The sequence below is a fragment of the Bulleidia sp. zg-1006 genome (assembly GCF_016812035.1).
Lineage (GTDB): Bacteria > Bacillota_I > Bacilli_A > Erysipelotrichales > Erysipelotrichaceae > Bulleidia.
Window position 1 is genome coordinate 1,517,003 of record NZ_CP069178.1, and the last position, 19,607, is coordinate 1,536,609.

Annotated in this window: 20 protein-coding genes; 5 read left to right on the forward strand and 15 right to left on the reverse strand. The window is 36.4% G+C overall.

All coding sequences use genetic code 11. From position 1 onward, the window contains the following. Positions 1-35: 35 nt before the first annotated feature. From JOS54_RS07710 to JOS54_RS07765, 12 genes are all read right to left on the reverse strand, one after another. On the reverse strand, positions 36-1,976 hold the full coding sequence (locus tag JOS54_RS07710; RefSeq protein WP_203245006.1) for a sensor histidine kinase KdpD: 1,941 nt from the start codon (positions 1,974-1,976) through the stop codon (positions 36-38). After that, entirely contained in the window at positions 1,966-2,664 is a 699-nt protein-coding gene (locus JOS54_RS07715; protein ID WP_203245007.1) for a response regulator transcription factor, read from the reverse strand. Before JOS54_RS07715 ends, JOS54_RS07710 begins: the two co-directional genes overlap by 11 nt. 379 nt (positions 2,665-3,043) lie before the next feature. Continuing rightward, the gene (gene rbr / locus JOS54_RS07720) at positions 3,044-3,583 is read right to left on the reverse strand and encodes a rubrerythrin (protein WP_203245008.1); all 540 of its coding nucleotides are present in this window, start codon (positions 3,581-3,583) and stop codon (positions 3,044-3,046) included. Then, complete coding sequence (locus tag JOS54_RS07725; RefSeq protein WP_203245009.1) at positions 3,543-3,977, reverse strand: Fur family transcriptional regulator; 435 nt, start codon at positions 3,975-3,977, stop codon at positions 3,543-3,545. Before JOS54_RS07725 ends, rbr begins: the two co-directional genes overlap by 41 nt. Positions 3,978-4,062: 85 nt before the next feature. Further along, on the reverse strand, positions 4,063-6,921 hold the full coding sequence (locus tag JOS54_RS07730) for an insulinase family protein (RefSeq protein WP_203245010.1): 2,859 nt from the start codon (positions 6,919-6,921) through the stop codon (positions 4,063-4,065). 52 nt (positions 6,922-6,973) lie between these two features. Next, a complete protein-coding gene (locus JOS54_RS07735; protein WP_203245011.1) occupies positions 6,974-7,522 on the reverse strand; it encodes an FHA domain-containing protein in 549 nt (182 codons plus the stop codon). A 34-nt stretch (positions 7,523-7,556) separates the two neighbouring features. After that, positions 7,557-8,411 (reverse strand): 16S rRNA (cytidine(1402)-2'-O)-methyltransferase, encoded by an 855-nt coding sequence (rsmI, locus tag JOS54_RS07740; RefSeq protein ID WP_203245012.1) that lies wholly within the window; start codon positions 8,409-8,411, stop codon positions 7,557-7,559. Continuing rightward, positions 8,408-9,454, reverse strand: a complete 1,047-nt coding sequence (gene ricT / locus JOS54_RS07745; RefSeq protein ID WP_203245013.1) for a regulatory iron-sulfur-containing complex subunit RicT — start codon at positions 9,452-9,454, stop codon at positions 8,408-8,410. Before ricT ends, rsmI begins: the two co-directional genes overlap by 4 nt. Continuing rightward, positions 9,451-10,410, reverse strand: coding sequence for a DNA polymerase III subunit (locus tag JOS54_RS07750; RefSeq protein ID WP_203245014.1), 960 nt, complete (start codon positions 10,408-10,410; stop codon positions 9,451-9,453). The genes ricT and JOS54_RS07750 overlap by 4 nt, the downstream gene beginning before the upstream one ends. Next, the gene (gene tmk, locus JOS54_RS07755) at positions 10,400-11,032 is read right to left on the reverse strand and encodes a dTMP kinase (RefSeq protein WP_203245015.1); all 633 of its coding nucleotides are present in this window, start codon (positions 11,030-11,032) and stop codon (positions 10,400-10,402) included. Before tmk ends, JOS54_RS07750 begins: the two co-directional genes overlap by 11 nt. A gap of 44 nt (positions 11,033-11,076) precedes the next feature. Further along, positions 11,077-11,808: a M15 family metallopeptidase gene (locus tag JOS54_RS07760; protein WP_203245016.1), complete on the reverse strand. Its 732-nt coding sequence runs from the start codon at positions 11,806-11,808 to the stop codon at positions 11,077-11,079. Between the two features lie 9 nt (positions 11,809-11,817). Then, the gene (locus tag JOS54_RS07765; protein WP_203245017.1) at positions 11,818-12,315 is read right to left on the reverse strand and encodes a QueT transporter family protein; all 498 of its coding nucleotides are present in this window, start codon (positions 12,313-12,315) and stop codon (positions 11,818-11,820) included. A gap of 157 nt (positions 12,316-12,472) precedes the next feature. On the opposite strand from JOS54_RS07765, the gene JOS54_RS07770 reads away from it, so the two are divergent. The 4 genes from JOS54_RS07770 (at position 12,473) to phnE (JOS54_RS07785) (ending at position 16,014) form a co-directional block, all read left to right on the forward strand. After that, a complete protein-coding gene (locus tag JOS54_RS07770; RefSeq protein ID WP_203245018.1) occupies positions 12,473-13,546 on the forward strand; it encodes a phosphate/phosphite/phosphonate ABC transporter substrate-binding protein in 1,074 nt (357 codons plus the stop codon). A gap of 65 nt (positions 13,547-13,611) precedes the next feature. Continuing rightward, the gene (gene phnC / locus JOS54_RS07775; protein WP_203245019.1) at positions 13,612-14,364 is read left to right on the forward strand and encodes a phosphonate ABC transporter ATP-binding protein; all 753 of its coding nucleotides are present in this window, start codon (positions 13,612-13,614) and stop codon (positions 14,362-14,364) included. Continuing rightward, positions 14,361-15,188, forward strand: coding sequence for a phosphonate ABC transporter, permease protein PhnE (phnE, locus tag JOS54_RS07780; RefSeq protein WP_203245020.1), 828 nt, complete (start codon positions 14,361-14,363; stop codon positions 15,186-15,188). Before phnC ends, phnE (JOS54_RS07780) begins: the two co-directional genes overlap by 4 nt. Positions 15,189-15,198: 10 nt before the next feature. Further along, entirely contained in the window at positions 15,199-16,014 is an 816-nt protein-coding gene (gene phnE / locus JOS54_RS07785; protein WP_203245021.1) for a phosphonate ABC transporter, permease protein PhnE, read from the forward strand. Between the two features lie 138 nt (positions 16,015-16,152). Here the strand turns inward: phnE (JOS54_RS07785) and JOS54_RS07790 are convergent, their stop codons facing one another. Further along, a complete protein-coding gene (locus tag JOS54_RS07790; RefSeq protein WP_203245022.1) occupies positions 16,153-16,914 on the reverse strand; it encodes a tyrosine-protein phosphatase in 762 nt (253 codons plus the stop codon). 56 nt (positions 16,915-16,970) lie between these two features. Here JOS54_RS07790 and JOS54_RS07795 point away from each other — a divergent pair, with 56 nt between their 5' ends. Next, on the forward strand, positions 16,971-18,488 hold the full coding sequence (locus JOS54_RS07795; RefSeq protein WP_203245023.1) for a bifunctional UDP-sugar hydrolase/5'-nucleotidase: 1,518 nt from the start codon (positions 16,971-16,973) through the stop codon (positions 18,486-18,488). A gap of 125 nt (positions 18,489-18,613) precedes the next feature. Here JOS54_RS07795 and JOS54_RS07800 read toward each other — a convergent pair whose 3' ends face one another. Further along, positions 18,614-19,291: a hypothetical protein gene (locus JOS54_RS07800; protein WP_203245024.1), complete on the reverse strand. Its 678-nt coding sequence runs from the start codon at positions 19,289-19,291 to the stop codon at positions 18,614-18,616. 2 nt (positions 19,292-19,293) lie between these two features. Continuing rightward, positions 19,294-19,587 carry a septum formation initiator family protein gene (locus tag JOS54_RS07805; RefSeq protein ID WP_203245025.1) on the reverse strand — a complete coding sequence of 98 codons (294 nt, stop codon included), beginning with the start codon at positions 19,585-19,587 and terminating at the stop codon, positions 19,294-19,296. Positions 19,588-19,607: the final 20 nt, after the last annotated feature.

Sequence of the window (19,607 nt, forward strand, 5' to 3'; positions counted from 1 at the left end):
TGTAACAAAAAAACTTGCAAAATCGCAAGTTTTTATCAGATGAATTTGTTTTCTTTATTTGACGCTATAGAAACCTTCTTTAGTTCTATACTAGTTTGGAAATAATCCCCATTAATCTCGATAGAAAAGTTACCTTTTTGAAGCTGAACTAAACTTTTCACTATGCTTAAACCAAGACCGCTTCCCTCATGGCTTCTGGAATCATCCCCCTGCACAAAACGTTCCATCAATTCTTCTTCACTGATATTCAATGCTTCTTTTGAAACATTCTTCATCACAAAGAGAACGGTATCTTCTTTTTCAATAACATCTAAGTAAATGCGTGTCTTTCCCAAGGCATATTTCAATTGATTTGAAAATAAATTCTCAAAAACACGGAATAAAAGCTCTCCATCAGCTTGTACCATTAAATCCGGATTTGGGTTAATCTTAATGATTTCTAACTCACGTTCTTTAAAACGATCGCTGTATTCACCAATGATTTGAACTAATAATTCTTCACAATGGATAGGGTTGATATGCACAGGCATATTCCCCGTTGAAGCCTTGGAAGCTACCAACACATCTTCCGTTAATCGTTTCAAACGATTCACATGATGAATCATTATATCAATGTGTTTTTTTCTTTCTTCTTCCTTTTCATCTTCTTTAACAATTTGAGCATAATTTAAAATATTCGTTAATGGTGTTTTTAAATCATGGGAGACATTGGTAATCAATTCCGTCTTTAAATGTTCCGACTTTAATTGATTAGCAATTGCTTTTTGAACCCCTTCTTTCACCTTGAATAAATCATCTAACTGCGTAGAAAAAATAGGGGTTAATCCTTCTTTTGAAACCGTGTAATCAAAATTTCCCTTAGCGTATTCACGCATAACCTTTGATAATAATTCCGATTGACGAACAAACATTAAAACTGCCACAAAGGATGCTAAAACTAACACAAATTGAAATAATCTATTGCGATAAGTACCAAATAAGAGCCAGAAGACTGTTACTAAGAAAAACGCAATCCACGTTAAACTCGTTCTTTCTTTCAGGTGGTTCCATAGTTTTCTTGCCCACCGGATTGACTTGTATAATAAAGTGTTTTTCCAAAAGACTTTAGCTTTGATACGAACCGCCACTGTTAATAAGAACATACCTAACAATATGCCACAAATTTCTAAACAGATTATGAGACTCAAAATTCTATCTTTACTCACAAAAAGCGCATAGTAGTAATTAGCCAAATAAGTTCTTACGATATAATCGGATATTCCTGAGTCTCTCAAAAACATAATTGGCAAAAAAAACAGCATGAAAATACTAATTTCCAATGGTATTTTATCTAAAAAAGTCAAAACAATTTCATCTGTATTTTTACGATGCCCCGCCGCAACTAATAAATAAGTAGCTGCTAGAACCATACCCACCAAACCACCATACAATAGAAATTGAATCTGACTTTGGTACTGCTCCAGATAGGTATATACTTGATAACCTTGAAACAATGAATCAATCACCATCAATGGTTGAACAACCTTATATTCCACTACATACTCTGCTACTCCCTCTTCACTTTGGATAAAGTCATAGGGCATATTTTTATCTCCTGTTTGGTATTTACGGAAATAATACTTACCCGTCACGGTCTTTGAATTGTTTTCATAAGGGAAATTTTGAAGCAATGTTTCATTTCCCTTTTTTATGGTCATGGATAAGTTTGTTTTATCTTTGCCAAAATACTTAGCTGCGGATGTGGCTTTAAAGCCTAAACTATCCATTTTCGTTAGAAAATGCCGGGTTTCATTCCTGATTTTATTTTTGGCTTCATAGGTTGTGAAATAACCGGATTGTCTCTCATGCGTTTGTCGAAAAGCAACCGATGATAGTAATGAGCCATATATGCCTATCAAAAAACTAAAGCTGGCTAAACTTAGAATCATCCATGCCAAGATTTTAATGGTGGTGCTTCCTAATAGTTTATTTTTCATAATCAGCCTCCGCTTTATAACCCCTACCCCAAACCACTTTGATGTAGCGAGGGTGTGATGGATCAATTTCTATCTTTTCTCTTAAATGACGAATGTGAACCGCAATAGTACTTTCAGATCCGATTGGTTCTTCTTTCCATACTTCTTGGTAAATATCATTCGAGGTCAGAATTTTCTTAGGATTTTGAATAAAGTATTTAAGGATGCCATATTCCACGGCAGTTAATGAGATTTCTTTTCCGTCCACATCTACCTGTTTTAAATGGTCATTTAAAGTAATGCCGCCAAGGCTGTAAATGTCTTTATCTTCTTGTTGCATTCCTAATTCTTTAAAACGCCTTAATTGTGCTTTAATACGGGCGATTACCTCATCGGGATTAAAAGGCTTTGTAATATAATCATCAGCTCCAATATTCAAGCCTAATACCTTATCTTCTCCCTCACTTTTAGCACTTAGAAGAATGATGGGAATATTTTTATTTTTACGAATTTCTTTCGTGGCTTCAACACCATCCATGACCGGCATCATGATATCCATTAAAACTAAATCTACTTTTTCTTGTTGGATAATAGCCAAAGCTTCTTTCCCGTTCGTAGCTGTTTTTATTTCAAAGTTTTCTTTTGCAAGAAAAATTTTTAAGGCTTCTACAATGTCTTTTTCATCATCAACTAGTAATATACAATCCATATTTATCTACCTTTTGTATTCACATAGTATCATTAAACCCTTCTTTCATCTTTTAAGAAATTATTAAAATAGCTGTATACCAAATTAAAATCTTTTTCTAAAACAAGATTATTTTTAAATAACACTCCTTCAAGCGTATGTAGAATTAAAGATTTCATGTATTTTGGATTCTTCTGATGGCTTATCCATCTATCCGTTCTCTTGTTCTAATGATATAGCATAATTATAGTATTTATTTGCGAATCTTTTACTTCCTATGACACAGTCAGAACATGAAAAAACGACATAGTTGGTAATCACTTACCAAACCATGCCGATATTTTCAGAAATTACGAACCCTAATTGTACCTACTAAAAAGCGGTCTTTGTTGAAAATTGATTAGTAATTTTCTTTGGCGAGTTCAAAGAAACTTTCCTTGTATCCACATAAAGGACAAATCTTAGGTGCTTTCTTACCGGTCATTGTATATCCGCAAATTTCACATTGCCATACAGATTCTTCATCCTTTTCAAATACACGATCATTTAAAACATTACTCTTTAACTTGTTGTAACGTTCTTCATGACCTTTTTCCACATTCGCAACCATTTCCATTTGAGCGGCAATTCTTGTGAAACCCTCTTCACGGGCTTCTTCAGCCATTTTCTTATACATATCGGTCCATTCATAGTTTTCACCATCAGCACCCATTTGTAAGCATTCAGCTGTTGTAGGAATTTCACCACCACACAAAGCTTGGAACCATAAACGAGCATGTTCTTGTTCATTACGAGCTGTTTCTAAGAAGATATTTGCGATTTGTTCATATCCTTCTTCACGAGCCTTTTGAGCAAAGAATGTGTACTTATTACGAGCCATCGATTCACCCGCAAATGCGTCATTCAAATTTTTTTCTGTCTTCGATCCCTTTAATTCCATTTTTCTTGTCCTCCTCTTGACAATCATGACAATATCCCTCAAAAAGCGTTGTATGGGAAATAAGCTTTAACTCAGGGCAAGCCATCTCCAACTGACGATCCGGGCAGGAATCGTAAGGAAGATTACCTAAATCAATCAATTTCCCACATTTCAAACAAACAAAATGATCATGTGGATTAGGATTTCCGTCAAAGAGATTGAAATTTTCACCAACCATCTTACGGATAACACCATCTTCAGCCAACTGATTCAAATTGCGATATACCGTCGCTAAACCGATATCCAAACCTTGTTCAGATAATAAACTCTTTACTTGTTCAGCAGAAAGATGTTTCCCTTCTCCATGAATGGCTTCTAAAATAGCCTTTTTTTGTTCTGTTTGTCTTCTTTTCATACACTTATTGAGAACTATTCTCATTATAGAACAGATTGATATTATTGCAAGCTTTTCTTTAAAAAAGAATGTGTTTCCACATCCTTTACTCTTTCATCGATAACTTTTTATAGTCCTCTAATTTCGATAGCATTGCTTCATTTCCGATCACAACCTGATAGCTATCCTTCATCATTTCTTCCACAATATCCGCTAAAGGAAGATAGTCCTCTTTCTTCATCGTTAGAAGATTTTCACGTTCAGCTTGGCGAATATCATCCGTAATCGAAGATAACACTAAATTATCCCCTACCTTTATTTGACTACGATAATTCATCAATGGCTCCACGGACGCAATCGAACCAATGATATTTAAATCATTTTCTGCTTCCGGATTCTTCGCAAAGCTTCTTAAATAATCCGCAATCTTTTGGTTTACTTCTAAAGATACCGTTGGACTAGGGTCACGATACGAGAACGTATTCAAACTAGAACGATCATTTCGCATACCGGTTCCATAAGCCCCATTTTTTACACGAACTTCAGTCCACAAGAAATCATAGGTTACTAAATGAGCCACAGCACGATAACGAGAATTATATTCCTCTACCTTAGCCGATGTACCTGTATAAGAAACCCCACCGGAAATTTGTAGAGCTTCTTTTTCATCTGTTAATAAAGGATAATGCACAACCATTCCATTTGTTTTTACCGTATTTAACGCAAAAATGAAATCCTCAAACTTTTCTTTTTCAATACCGGCCACTGATAAGATGAACCGATCTCGACTAAAGATAACAGAAATATAATTTTGAATGGCTTCTAAGAAACCATCCCAATCCTCATCAAAATGATCCTCAAGGGATTGTAAATACATACCATAAGTTATTCCGAGCGTGTATTCATTAAAGAAACCCTCGGCAGAAGTATGCGCCTTCGCTCTTAACACGGCATACGTATTACCACTATTTACCAATGCTTGGCGAATAGACTCGTTATTTTGTCTTAGAAGATTCAAGACAAATTCCTTTTCAAACTTAGTCCTGAATAAGATTTCTTGAATTAAAGCAATCGCTTGATCCACATTTTTTTCCAAGGTTGAAGCGGTCACTTCAAGGAAAGGCTGCGTTCCATCCACTTGGTTATATGGTGTGAAACAAGTCACATTCGTGCTCAACACTGGAATTAAATTCTTGATTTCTGAAGTTAATTCTGATAGAGAATACTGTTCCGTTGCTAAGTTACCTAGTAATTGACGAGCTAAGAAAGAAACCTCCGGCAATTTATCCTTTGGTAAACCGGCTAATGAGAAATATAGATTAAAGTGAACAATACCCGATGGATCAGAAGGGTGCACTAGAACTCTTATTCCACGATACGAGACCTCTTCGGTTGGAAAGCGCATTATCTCTGGATTAACATCGCTCAACGCCAATTTTGGCATGGTGTCTAATTGTTCCTTAGTGTCCGGGGTTGCTTGCCAAACATCCAAAGCCAATTGTTCATCAATATATGGTTGCACATCAACCCATTTTTCTTTATCCGCTACCAAGCGAGCTTGTTCAGCTTCCTCTCTTTTCTTAGCAATGGTTTTTGACGGCTTCGCAATCACGGTTGCCCAATGCTCTTCATCACCATAGAATTCTTTCATCACATCTTCAAAATAAGAGCTTGAAATCGCTTTTCTTAATTCATCAAAAATTGGTGATAAGTGAATACCATCCATCGCATCCCCATCGTATAACCATGTTTCTAACGAATGAAGAGCATTCAACAAACCGGCCGGTTCACTCTTTTCACGATAATGAAATTCCAAGCCATTGATACTAGCTTCCAATTCCTTTGGATTAAAATGATAGTCCTTCGTAACAGAACGAATAACTTCTTTTATCTTTTCTAAGTTCACTTCTTCGGTATTCACCATCATTAAAATAGAGAAGGGTTGTTGTAATTCAGCTTCTAAAGCATAGTCCACATCCTGTGCCAAGCCAGCCTCTAAAATAGCTTTCTTTAAAGGTGCTTCATTCGTACCAACAAGAATAGAATGAACAATGGACATTGCCATTCTCTTTTTTAATTCATTAAAATTACCCAAAATCTTACCAAAACTAATATAACTGCGGTTTTCAACACTTTCTTCCGGTGCTAATTCGATTTCGATCGTAGATGTACGAGCCGGTAATATTTCTTGATTTTCAATTGTGAAAGATTGACCTTTTTCATAATGAGAGAAATATTCCTCATCAATGAATTTCAAAGTGGCCTCAATATCCACATCCCCATCTAAAATCACTCTTGCGTTACTTGGATGATAGAACTTCTTATGTGTTTCTAAAAAATTCTCATAGGTTAAATCAGGAATGGCTTTTGGATCCCCTCCGGAAACGTACTTATACGAATTAGACGGGTACAATTGGCGGTACATTTCATTAAAGATATTGGCATACACATCTGCGAAAGCCCCTTTCATTTCGTTTAAAACAACTCCATTAAACTTTGGATTTTCCTTGGCATCACGAATTTCATAACGCCATCCTTCTTGTAGGAAAATGTTCTTGTTTTCATAAATAGCTGGATTAAAAACCGCATCCATATACACCGACATTAAGTTCATAAAATCCTTATCGTTGCGTGAAGAAACAGGATAAACGGTCTTATCCGGATATGTCATCGCATTTAAAAAGGTCTGCATAGAATGTTTCAACAAGTCCACAAACGGTTCTCTGGTACGGTATTTCTTAGAACCATTTAAAACCGAGTGTTCTAAAATATGAAAGACACCTGTATCATCAAAGGGCAAGGTCTTAAAAGTAATCGAAAAGGTTTTATTGGAATCCGATGTTTGAATCCAATTCAACTTCGCATCGGTTTTATCATGGGTAAATTCATATAGCCTTCCCTTTAAATCTGGTACTTCTCTAATTTGGTTCAAAGTAAAACCATAGTATTTTTCATTTATCTGCATAAAGCCTCCAATTTCCTTACATTATAGTGAAAAAAAGTACTTAGGGCTATTCCTAAGCACGAATGTCTTTTTCCAGTTTTAAGGTCACATGACCAAGCATAATCTCATCACCAAGATTTAATTTTACTTTCACATTCGGTATCATCTTCTCACCATTTAAGAAAGTCCCATTATGCTCCGCTAAATCTTCTAAGAAAAAAGAACCATCTTCCTTTAAAATTTGGCAATGCTTACGCGATACAGCCGGATCATTCAGCACCAACTCTGAGGAAGGATCACGACCAATCACACAAGGAAATTCCATTAAGGCTTTCTGAGTGGATTGATTAGCCGCCAACACTAAAAACAATAAACCTTTTTTTGTTGATGAGGTTTGAACAGTTGGTACAACCTTAGTGACTTCATCATCCATTACATCCAGTTCAATTGGTTGAAGCTGAGGTTTTTTAGCTGATGAAGTCGGTTTAACCACTTCTCCTTCTTCCTCAACATAATACTCATTCTTTTTAAAGACTAGGTAAATGACCGCAATGCTAAGCACTAAAATAATGCCCGCTAAAATGAAAATCATATACTTTAATACCGTTGGATTCTTTAACATACTCTATCCTCTTTTTATTCATTTTAGGAAAAGTCTAGTCTTTTGGCAATGTTTCCAAGTAGAGATTGTAGACTTTATTTTTTGATAAACCCATTTTTTCAGCAATTTGTTTGCTGGCATCCTTGGTTCTTAAACCCTGATTCACCAACCTTTGAATCTCTAAAGCCACTTGGCTCATATTCACATCATTGCTTTCCTTCTTGCCCTCAACCACTAAAACCATTTCTCCCTTTAATTCTTGACAAACCCCTAGAATTTCAGAAAAAGTACCCCGCAGGTATTCCTCATGTAACTTCGTTAATTCTCTCGCTAGAGTACAAGAACGATCACCTAGTATTTCCAAGCAATCCTTTAAACACTTTTTAAGACGATGTGGCGCCTCATAAAAGACCATGGTCATTGGATAGTCTTTCAATTCCTTCAATCGCTTCTTTCTTTGACTTGTTTGATTGCCTAAAAACCCAACAAATAAGAATGGTTGAACCACCAAGCCACTGGCTACCAAGGCATTTAAAATAGCTGAACTACCGGAAATAGATACCACATTATAGCCGGCTTGACTAACAAGACGAACGACCTTTTGACCGGGATCAGAAATCAAAGGATAACCGGCATCACTGATTAACGCTACATTCTTTCCTTCTTCTAATAAAGATAAAATTCCCTTAGAAGAACTTTCTTCATTGAAATTTTGATAAGCGATAAGACGTTTATGAATACCCAATGTTTTTAATAATTGACCACTATTTCTAGTGTCTTCACAAGCAATCACATCCACCTTTTTCAACGTTTCCACTTGACGAGGAGATACTTCCGCCATATTTCCAATGGGTGTTGGTACTAGATATAAAGTAGACTTTTGGTTTTGAAAAGATTTCTGGCGAATCATTCCGCCACCTTTTTCTTACCAAAGCTACGGGTCGTTACTTTCTTTTGTGGCACTTCTTTTTGTGGTTTCATCTTTGGTAAACCACTATCCTTCTTTTTCTTTGGTTTTGAAACTTCTTTTTTCACTGTTTCTTTTTTAGCCGTTTCTTTTGAGACAACGGGAGCTTTTGGTTCAAGGATTGGCTTTTCTTCTCCTCTTAATTCCGCAAAGCTGACATAAATTGTGCTTTCACGATTATCCAAACGCACTTCTTCGCGTAAGACATTGATGGAACTTAAACGATACTCTTGTCCTTCTATTTGAATATGCGAACCGATTTTTGGTAAGGATTGACCAGCCATCTTATAGGCTTCATCCTCGTATTTCAAACAACACATCAATTTTCCACACATACCGGAAAGCTTTTCGATATTTAAAGCAAGATTTTGGTTCTTTGCCATATTGATGGAAATAACATCAAATTTATCTTTGAAACTTGAACAACAGGTTTCCCGACCACAAATCCCAATAGCACCAATCATTTTCGCTTTATCGCGATCGCCAATTTGTCTTAATTCAATTCGACAATGGAGTTTAGAGCCTAAGAAACGCAATAATTCACGAAAATCCACTCTTTGATCTGCCGCATAAACGAACAGAACCTTTGTTTGATCGAGGTTGTACTGCACACTCAACAAATTCATTTCTAATTGGAATTGAGCGATTCCTTCTTTACAAACTTCCAGGGCTTCTTTTTCGAGTTCAATATTCCGGGCATTCATCGCCATGTCTTTTTCGCTAGCAATTCTTAAAATTTCCTTTTGTGGCATTCTAAGTTTATAGCGAGAGGTATCAATCGCATCGCTTTCCACTTCGGCCAGTTCTAAACCCTGGGCTGTTTCAATAACCACATGACTTCCTTTTTTAATAGTGCCATCTTGGCAACCAAAGGAATACGGGCGTGAGCCATTACGAAAACGAACCGCTATGCTATAAGGGAAATGAATGTCTGAATCCTCTTGGCAAAGAGGACAGGTACAGCTATGTTTCTCTATGGTTGTCATTTTTCTAAAATCCTCCATTGATATATTGTTTGTTCAAAAAGTAAGGTCGGATCATTGTACTTATTCAAACAATCCAAGGCTTCCATCATTAAAGCATACACCTTTGCTTGAAGCTTATCGTCTTCTTTTTTTTGCATGTAGTCCATCAACCAAGCTGGACCAATTTCTTCTTTCAGTAAGGCTTGGCGCGTGGTTTGAGCCACAAAATGAAAGTAGGCATTTAATAAAAATAAGTGGTTTTCTTTATCCTTCGGTTTAAAAGAAATATGGTAATCCACCAATAATTCTTGTGGATTTTCTAGGCTTTCTTTCAACATAGCAATCGCTTTTTTATACTCTTCTCTTTCTTGGTTTTGTTTCAAATCTTCTTCACTTTGACTAATTAAGGATAAGAAGTAAGCATCTTCTTTGGAATAACCCAATGTAAGAGCTTTTTCCAACAATATTTCGCGATTAACGCTTTGAAAATGAATGGGAATACAACGAGAAACCAAAGTAGATAGAATAGACGATTCCTTTGGTGCACTTAGGATAATCACAACATTATCCGCCGGCTCTTCAAGGAATTTCAACAAGCTATTTTGTGCTGATAAACTAGCTGTTTCCATGTGTTCTAAATAGCACACCCTTCTTCCCTTTGGATTTTCCACCGCTGTTTTAGAGAAGTAGCTTTGTAAATCATCCATTTCTTTTTTAGAGATGGCTTTTACTTCTCCATTTAAGTGCTGATAATCAGGATGTAAGCCTTGAGCCGCCCTTTCACAAGCCCTACAATTACCACAAGCCACATTCTCTTCTGTGCATAATAAACTTTGCGCAAAAAAGGTCGCTAAATCACGAATATCTTGATCAGCATCCCCGACAAATAAATAAGCATGAGAAAAGTCTTGGTTTTTTAGAGCTTTTTCAATTTGTTGGTAAGCTAATGTTTTGATTAGTGCCGGATTATTGAGCATCCAATAGTCCTTTCAATACAAGATAAGTATCTTCCACCACTTTTTCAATGTCTTGACCGGCATCTACTTTTATAAAGCGTTCCGGAAAACGAGTGAGTATTTCTTGGTATCCTTTAAATACACGGTCATGGAAAGAAGCTTCTTCTTGATCCAAACGATCTAAGTAGTTTCTTCCTTTTTGAATTCTTTCTAAGCCTGTTTCGGCATCAATATCTAAGTAAATTGTTTTATCCGGTAAACAGCCTTCAATCGCAAATTCATTAATCCTCCAAACCGCTTCCATTCCAATGCGACGAGCGACACCTTGGTAAGCCAAAGAACTATCCACAAAGCGTTCGGAAACAACCGCTATTCCTTTTTCCAAAGCAGGTAACACTTTGTCAACCAAGTGCTGACGACGACTAGCTGCGTATAATAAAGCCTCTGTACGAGCATCCATTTCTGTATTATCAGGGTCTAAAATCACCGAGCGTATTTGTTCAGCAATCTTGGAGCCACCCGGTTCTCTTGTTAGCTGGAGAAGATAACCTTCTTTTTGAAGTCTTTCACAAATGGCTTTACTCACCGTTGTTTTACCTGATCCATCGGGACCTTCTATCGTAATAAATAATGCGTTTTTCATGAAACCATTATAGCATCTGCTTGTACATAAAGAAAAAGAAGAAACTAATTTGGATAGCTTCCTCCTTCAACTTTAAAATATTCCTCTAAGGTAATATCTGTTCCGGCTTGTTGAACCTTTTTAGCTACCTCAATTCCTAAATAGCGAAAATGCCATGGTTCAAACATATACCCGGTAATTTCTTCTTTACCTTTAATAAAGCGTAAAACAAAGCCGTATTCATGTGCATGTTTCTTTAGCCAAATTGCTTCTTTTTGACTTTCAAAGTTTTGAGTAAAATCATACCTTGTGTCAGCACCTAGAATATCCGCCGCCAAACCGGTTTGATGTTCGGAATGACCCGCTCTAGCACTAAAGGTATCACTAGCCGCCTTTCCTTTTCTTTGTACATAAGCATTGTAAAGCTGTTTCTGATAGGAATAGGAACGATAGCCTGATCCTAAACGAAGTTGAATGCCATCCTTTTCTGCAGCTTTAAAAAGTTTGACTAATTGATCCGAAGCTTCTTTACGCATCATCCATGGAGTCCCATTCGTTTTAACGGGAACGCGAACCAAATCCTTCGGCTCATAGTTCTCCGGTAATGGGTGTTTCTTATTCACAATAAAAGTCAAAGATGAGGCTGTCGTTGTATCCACTTTTTCTATTTGTGTTTTTTCTACTTGGCTTTGTTCTACATTTGGCTTTATATCTTTATTTTTATTTAGAATATAAACAATTCCAAGCAATAGAACAACGAGTGACACAAGCGTTGTGATGAATAATTTTTTTGTCATAAATGTCCTTTACCGGATAAATCGTTTCATGGGATTCATCAATAGATAGCCTAAGACAACACTAATGGTTTCACCAATGGCTACACTGGTGCCTTGAATTAAGAAGCCAACCACAAGGTTATCCGGGTTAAACAAGTACGCTAACTCTGCACCAACAAAGATAAAATTCAAAATAATGGGGCATAAGATACTAAGAATAGGGATATTTTTAATTTTCTTATCACGGAAGTAATGGGTTCCATAAGCGGCTAAGAAAGTCGCTGATGTACCAATAATCGCATCAATAAAACCGGTTGGATTCGTACCCATGAACGCACCAATTAGATTGGTTAAGAAGCAACCTAACGTTACACCCCAAATAGATGGTACATAAATCAATGGTAACATCGTTAAAGCTTCCGCCACACGAACTTGGATTGTCCCATATGTAAATGGTGCTAAAACCAGGGAAACAACGGTATACACCGCCGCAATCATCGCTATATGCGTTAATGTTTTTGTATTCATTTTTTCTCCTTATTTTGATTATCGTCAGGTAGCTGCTACTGACGCAATACTGCTCTATTATACACCTGATAAAAGAAACATCATTTGTGAATAAATAAATAATTTATTAAGGTGTTTTTTCTGTATAATGAAATTGTTCAATTTGGGAGGAAAAAATATGAACATCAAAAAGATCTCGGTATCGCTTCTTACAGCTGCTCTATTAGTTGGCTGTAGTTCCGGAAAAGCTGCTAACACAACTAAGAAGGATGCGAATGGACGTGCATTACCTGCTGACACAGGTACAAAAGACATTGCTAGTCTTAAATTCCAATTCGTTCCATCTCGTCCAACAGATGAAATCATCAAAGCAACTTCTAATTTAGGTGATTTATTCAAGGCAAAGATGAAAGAAAAGGGATATAACATCGGTAAAGTGGACATTTCCGTTTCTGATAGTTATGAAGCTGCCGGGGAAGCTTTATCCGCCGGTTCAGTTGATGTAGCTTGGTTACCCGGTGGAACTTATGCTCTTTATTCCCATGATTCAGATGTTGTCTTAACCGCTACTCGTCATGGTTTCAAAAACGATTCCACGACCCCTAAGGATTGGAATGGCGATGCGAATAAGACCCAAAACAGTACAAAGCCGGTGACTTATTACAAAGGTTTAATTTACGCTGGACCTTCTGCATATGGTAAGAAGTTGGCGGCTAAAGTTAACGCCGGTGAAAAATTAACATGGGAAGATTTAGATGGGGCTAAGTGGGCAGTTCGTGATGTGACAAGCTCTGCTGGTTATATTTATCCAACTATGTGGTTACAAGAGCAATTCAAGGGTAAGAGTATTAAAGACTTATCCAAGGTAACAACCTTAAACTACGCCGCCGAATTCCAACAAGCCGCCGCTGAACAAATTGATGTTATCGTATGTTACGCAGATGGTCGTCAAGACTATGAAAAGCAATGGCAAAAAGAATGGGGGCGCAAGGATTCCATCTGGAATGAATTGAATGTTATCGGAGTTACCAAAAATGTTTATAACGATACAGTAACCGTAACCATGAAAAAACCTGAAATCTACAACAAAGAATTTATAACCGCTTTCCAAGATTCGATTATGGAATTATCGAAGACGGAGGAAGGTAAGAAAATTTTCGGTATTTACAAGCACAGTGGATACGCAAAAGCCAACGATAAAGATTATGACGGCGCTCGTCAAGCTCTAAAAGCAGTTCAAAATCAAAAGTAAAAAGAATTCTGGATGGTGCTTTTCAGGCATCGTCTTTTTATCGTTTAAGTAAAAAGGAGAACAACATGATTGAATTTAAAAATGTTTCTAAAACATATCCCAATGGCACAAAAGGTCTGGAAAATGTTGATTTAAAAATTGAGCAAGGTAATTTTATCGCTATTATTGGTTTATCCGGTGCCGGTAAATCCACTTTGATTCGTACGGTCAACCGAATGATTGATATCACAGAAGGTGAGTTAATCGTCGATGGAGAAGATGTTTCTAAACTAAAAGGGGAGGATCTTCGTAAATATCGTCGCAAAGTTGGCATGATTTTCCAATCCTTTAATTTAGTTTCACGCGCTACTGTTTTAAACAATGTTTTAGCGGCCAATGTTCCGGATATGCCTTGGTATAAAGTATTGTTCTCCTCTTACTCCAAAGCACAAAAGCTTCACGCTCTGGAAGCACTAGACAAAGTCAATATTCTTGATAAAGCTTACAGTCGTGTGGATGAACTATCGGGTGGTCAAATGCAACGCGTTGCTTTAGCTCGTACCTTAAATCAAAATCCATCGATTATTTTAGCCGATGAACCGGTTGCGTCCCTGGATCCAATCATGGCCGATGTGGTCATGTCAGATTTCAAACGCATCAATCAAGAAATGAATATTTCTATCCTATTGAATATTCACCATGTGGATTTAGCCCTTAAATATGCGACGCGCATTATTGGTATTCGTAAAGGTCATATTGTTTATGATGGTTTAGTGAAAAATCTAGACCAAGCAACTTTGGATTATATCTATAAAGGCAATGAAGAGGTTAAGGCATGAAAACATCCTTATTTGATCGTATATTCAAAGCCAAAACCATTCGCTTAGAAAATGGTCATACCGTTGATAAACCGGTTAATCGTATGCCCTTTATCTTAGTGACTTTAGTGGTTGTTGTGTATATTTCCGCCAAGATGACAAACTTTGATTTTTCTCTTTTGGTTTCGCGTATTAGTGAATTTACAGTTATTTTAAGTAAAATTTTCCAGCCAAACTTCAATTACTTTTCACACGTGATGACTCCCCTTGTTGAAACCATTCAAATGTCGGTGGCAGGTACGATTTTCGGCTGTTTGATTGGCTTACCTTTAGCCATTCTTTCTTCTAGTAATATCAATAAAAACCGTCCTAGTTTATTGGTTTTCCGTTTTATTCTTTCAGTATTGCGTTCGGTTCCGGCTTTGATTTATGCTTCTATCTTTGCGTTGGTCTTTAGTTTAGGAACATTAGCCGGCACGGTGGCGATTATTGTCTTTACTGTTGGTATTGTAGCGAAAATGTTGTATGAAAGCATTGAAACAATTGATATGGGACCTTATGAAGCAATGATTTCTATGGGAGCAAGTACATTTAAATCTTTCTGGACAGCTTGTATGCCACAAATTTTACCAACCTACATTGACGATTGCTTGTATTGTTTTGAGTTAAATGTCCGTGCTTCTTCTATCCTAGGTTATGTTGGAGCCGGTGGTTTAGGTATCCTTATTCGTGAAAGAACGGGATTTAGAGCTTATAGCGACTTAGGTATGATTCTTCTATCCGTCTTCATTGTGGTTTGGTTGATTGATTTTGTGAATAATATGATTAGAAAGAAATTATCTTAAAGGAGGCTTTATGTATAACCAAATCGATCAAATGTTAAACAAAGAGCCGAAAACTTTCCTACGTAATTTTGCGGTTTTCCTAGTTATCTTTATTGCCTTGTTATGGGGATCTTCTTCCCTTAAATTTGCAGGCTTTACAGAAGCCGGAATGAATGTTGCGAAAGGTGTTACCAAAGGTCTTTTCTCCCCTAACTGGGATTTAATCTTAAACTTAACGGAAAATGGAATTCCTTATTTAATTCTTCAAACCATTGCGATTGCGGTCTTAGGAACCATTATTGGTGCTATTCTAGCTATTCCATTTAGTTTTTTAGCTTCCACAACCATCGTACCAAAACCAATTGCGTATATTTTTCGCGCTATTATCTTATTGATTCGTACCATCCCGGCTTTGATTTGGGCTTTGGTTTGGATTCGTGTGACCGGTCCTGGTCCTTTCTGTGGCGTTGTGACACAAGCGATATGTTCGATTGGGATGATTTCTAAGATGTATATCACCGCTATTGAAGACTTGGATACGGGTATCCTAGAGTCCTTAGATGCGATGGGATGTACTACCTTCCAAAAAGTAAGGATTGGTATTTTACCACAATTAAGTGCTTCCTTTATTTCAACCGCTATTTATCGTTTTGATATTAACTTAAAAGATGCGACTATCTTAGGTATTGTTGGAGCCGGTGGTATTGGTTCACCATTATCACAAGCTATTTCTAATAGTAAATGGAATGCGGTTGGAGCTTTCTTACTATCCTTAATTGTATTAGTTATTATTATTGAATATTGTTCAACAAAGATTCGTGCTCGTTTGGCACATGGTCGTCAATAGTTCATTTTAAGACTTCCTAGTGAAGTCTTTTTTGTGATAGAACAAAACTTCGTCTTTTTTCTATTTTTGTTGTATTAACAATTACTTTAAACCGCCAACCTTGTTATTAAACAGAAAAAAAGGATAGTTAATCCTTTTTTATTTCTCTGTATAGCGCTCAATCAACGTTTTTCTAAGTTCGGCATCAATACCAAATTCTTGTTCATAATACTGATCAAAACCACCATATCGATTTAGGATAGACGAAATAATCGCTAACCCCATTTCTGATTTCACACCAAATGTTTCTAATAATGGTCCCTTTAACTCCGGATATTCTTGCAATAAAGAAGCTCTTTCCGAAAAAGCTTGATCAATGATGGATTTACGATACAAATTGGTTAGTAAATAATCTTCTATCATTTTTTCTTGTTCCACTTCAAATAGACCCAAGATAACGATTGCCATAACACCTGTACGATCTTTACCACTAGCACAATGGAATAAGAATGGCACATTATCCTCTTGAATTAGCTCCATCGCTTTCTTTAAATAAGGATTTCCAAAAGGCATATTTTCATAGTATTTCACTCGAAGTTCTTGCTGGTGAAGTCCCTCTTTTCCTTTTCGTAACATACCATCAAAACCGAAATTAATATCATCCATATATTTTGCTCGATAGCTGTCAAAATAAATAATTGGTACACCTAAATCCGGATCAGGTGACTTCATCCTTTCTTCTTTAGAGCGAAGATCAATGATTTTTTTTAAACCCATTGCTTTGACTATCTCTAAATCTTGTTCATTAAATTTATTTAAGCCCGATGAACGGTAGAAAAGACCTTCTTTAATTTTTCGTCCTGTTCTAGTTGGAATGTTTCCTAAATCCCTTAAATTTAATTCTTTTCTAACCGCATTCATAATTTAATCATACCACGGCTGTTGTATAATTAGTAAATTGAAAGGATTTTAGCTCTATGAAAAGAATTCGTATCTTAGCTACTTCAGACATCCATGGAACCGTCTTACCAACTCAATACTCGAATGGTTTATCCCTAAACATCGGTTTAGCTCGTCTAAAGACTCTCGTTCACTCTTTGAAAGATGAACACACAATTTTAGTGGACAACGGCGACGCAATTCAAGGTTCTCCTTTAACTCGTCATCATTATCATTTCCATGCTGATGATGTTAATCCAATGACCAAAGCCATGAAGGAAATGCATTATGATTTCATCGGTCTAGGCAATCATGATTTTAACTATGGTCAAAAGGCCTTACAAACTCATCTTGACCATGTAGGTAGTCCTTGTTTGTGTGCCAATGTGAAAAGAGATGGTGTCCCTCTTGGTTTAAGTTATGCCGTTAAAGAGGTAGAAGGTGTTAGACTAGCTTTTTTTAGTCTTGTGACTTCTTATACGCCAACTTGGGAAAGTGAAAAAAATATTGCCGGTTTAGAATTTGTGGATGCGTATGAAAGTGCGAAGAAAATCGTCGAGTATTTACAAAAATTTGAACAACCGGACTACATCATTTGCATGTACCATGGTGGTTTTGAAAGAGATTTGAACAATGGTTCTTTATTAGAAGAAGACCGCGGAGAAAACCAAGGCTATCGTATTTTAAAAGAGATTTCCGGTATTGATGTCCTGATTAGCGGTCATCAACATCGTTCTTTAGCAGGTGAGTTATTTCATACGATTTACACCCAAACCCTTGATAAAGGACAAGAATTAGCTTTGATTGATATTTATCCGGAAAATCATCATATTGAAAGTCATATTCTATTAAATGATATGTTGGCGGATGAAGCTATGATGAAATTAGTGGAAAAAGAAGAAAGGGAAACACAAAAGTGGTTAGATACTGTTGTTGGTCATTCAAAAGTGGATTTATCTATTCATGATACCTTCCAAGCTCGTTTAAAGAAAGCGCCTTTGGTCACTTTTATCAATCGTATTCAAATGGAAACAACAGGAGCACAATTGGCTGGTTCCGCTATTTATGATGGTGCTGTTGGTTTTAAAGAAACCATTACCATGCGAGATATTGTTTCTACGTATATTTATGATAATACCTTAGTTGTTAAAAAGATTACGGGGGCACAATTGAAAGCCTACTTAGAACAATGTGCTTCTTATTGGACTTTAAAAGGAAATGATATTGAGGTATCACAAAACTTTATTTATCCAAAGAAGATGAATTACAACTACGATATGATAGACGGTGTTGATTACAGCATTGATTTAAGCAAACCAGTTAATGAACGAATTACTCAGCTTGTTTTCCAGGGAAATAGTGTGCAAGATGAAGAGGAATTTACTATTGCTTTAAATAGCTATCGAGCTGCTGGCGGAGGTAATTTTGATATGTTAAAAGAAGCTGTCGTTATTCAAAACAATGGTATTGATTTTGCGGATTTAGTTGCCGGTTATCTTGAGAATCATCCTGAAATAGACTTTATTCCTGAAGATAATATTCATTTATTAAAATAATGACTTCCATACAAAAGAAAAACAGTAACTCTATGATATGTACCCATTTTTCAGACACATATCAATAAAGTTTACTGTTTTCTAATGATCCAATACCCCTTTAAAACCTAAAAAATTTTATCTCTTTATTTCCCGTGATAATTGAAACTGAAACTACCACCGGTTGTGTAGACCGAAATCGTATATTTCCCCGCTTCTAAATCCGTTGTGACCGTCTTTTCAAACGTACCACTTTCATTGAAGATTTCAATTTCTTTTCCATCCTCTTTTTTAGCTGTTGCTCTTACGCTGCCGGCACCACTATGCTTCGCCGTAAAAGAAATTCCTGAACCAACGCGCATTTCGTAAGTTTTATACAGTTTTTCATTGGGTAATGTAGTTTGTGTTTCATCTGATTTTTTACTTTGCGTCATTGAAGTTTGAATATTGGAAGAAGTTAAAACATATTCCACATTCTTATCTTGAAATTGGAACTCAAAGCCATTGCGAACACCCTTTAAAGAATACGTACCCTTGGCAGTAATCATAGCGTCTTTCTTTGTAAAAGAGATAGATTGTTGGCTCACTAAGTCAACATCACCACCAAATTTCTTACGCAATTCTTGATTAATTAAAGTCGTTACTGCATTGCGGTCAAAATCAGTTACTTCATCTGGAGATAAAGATTTTGTCTTATCTTCCTCTTTTGGCTGTGGCGTTTCTTTGGTTTCTGCTTTCTTTTCTTCCACTTTTGGTTCTTCCTTTTTCGTACCACACGCCACTAAAAGAAGACTGACCAAAAGAACTAAACTAATTTTTTTCATAGCTATTTCCCCTTTGGAATGTAGAAAATTTGTTCACCATCCTTCGATAACATATAGTTTGAACGAGCATAACTTTCTACATAATCCGGATCCTGTAATTTCTCTTTTTCAGAATTAAGTCGATTATTTTCATCCTTCACCTTTTGAAGCTTTTCCTTCGCATCCGCTAATTGTGATTGTAAAGTTAAATTCATATTCACTTGACGAATAACCTGTATCAACATAAAGACAGTTGCCCCTAAAAGAAATAGCTTTGTTAGTGGTTTTAAACGTGTTTTCTTACTTTTCTTTGCCATAATTTCCTCATTTAGAATTT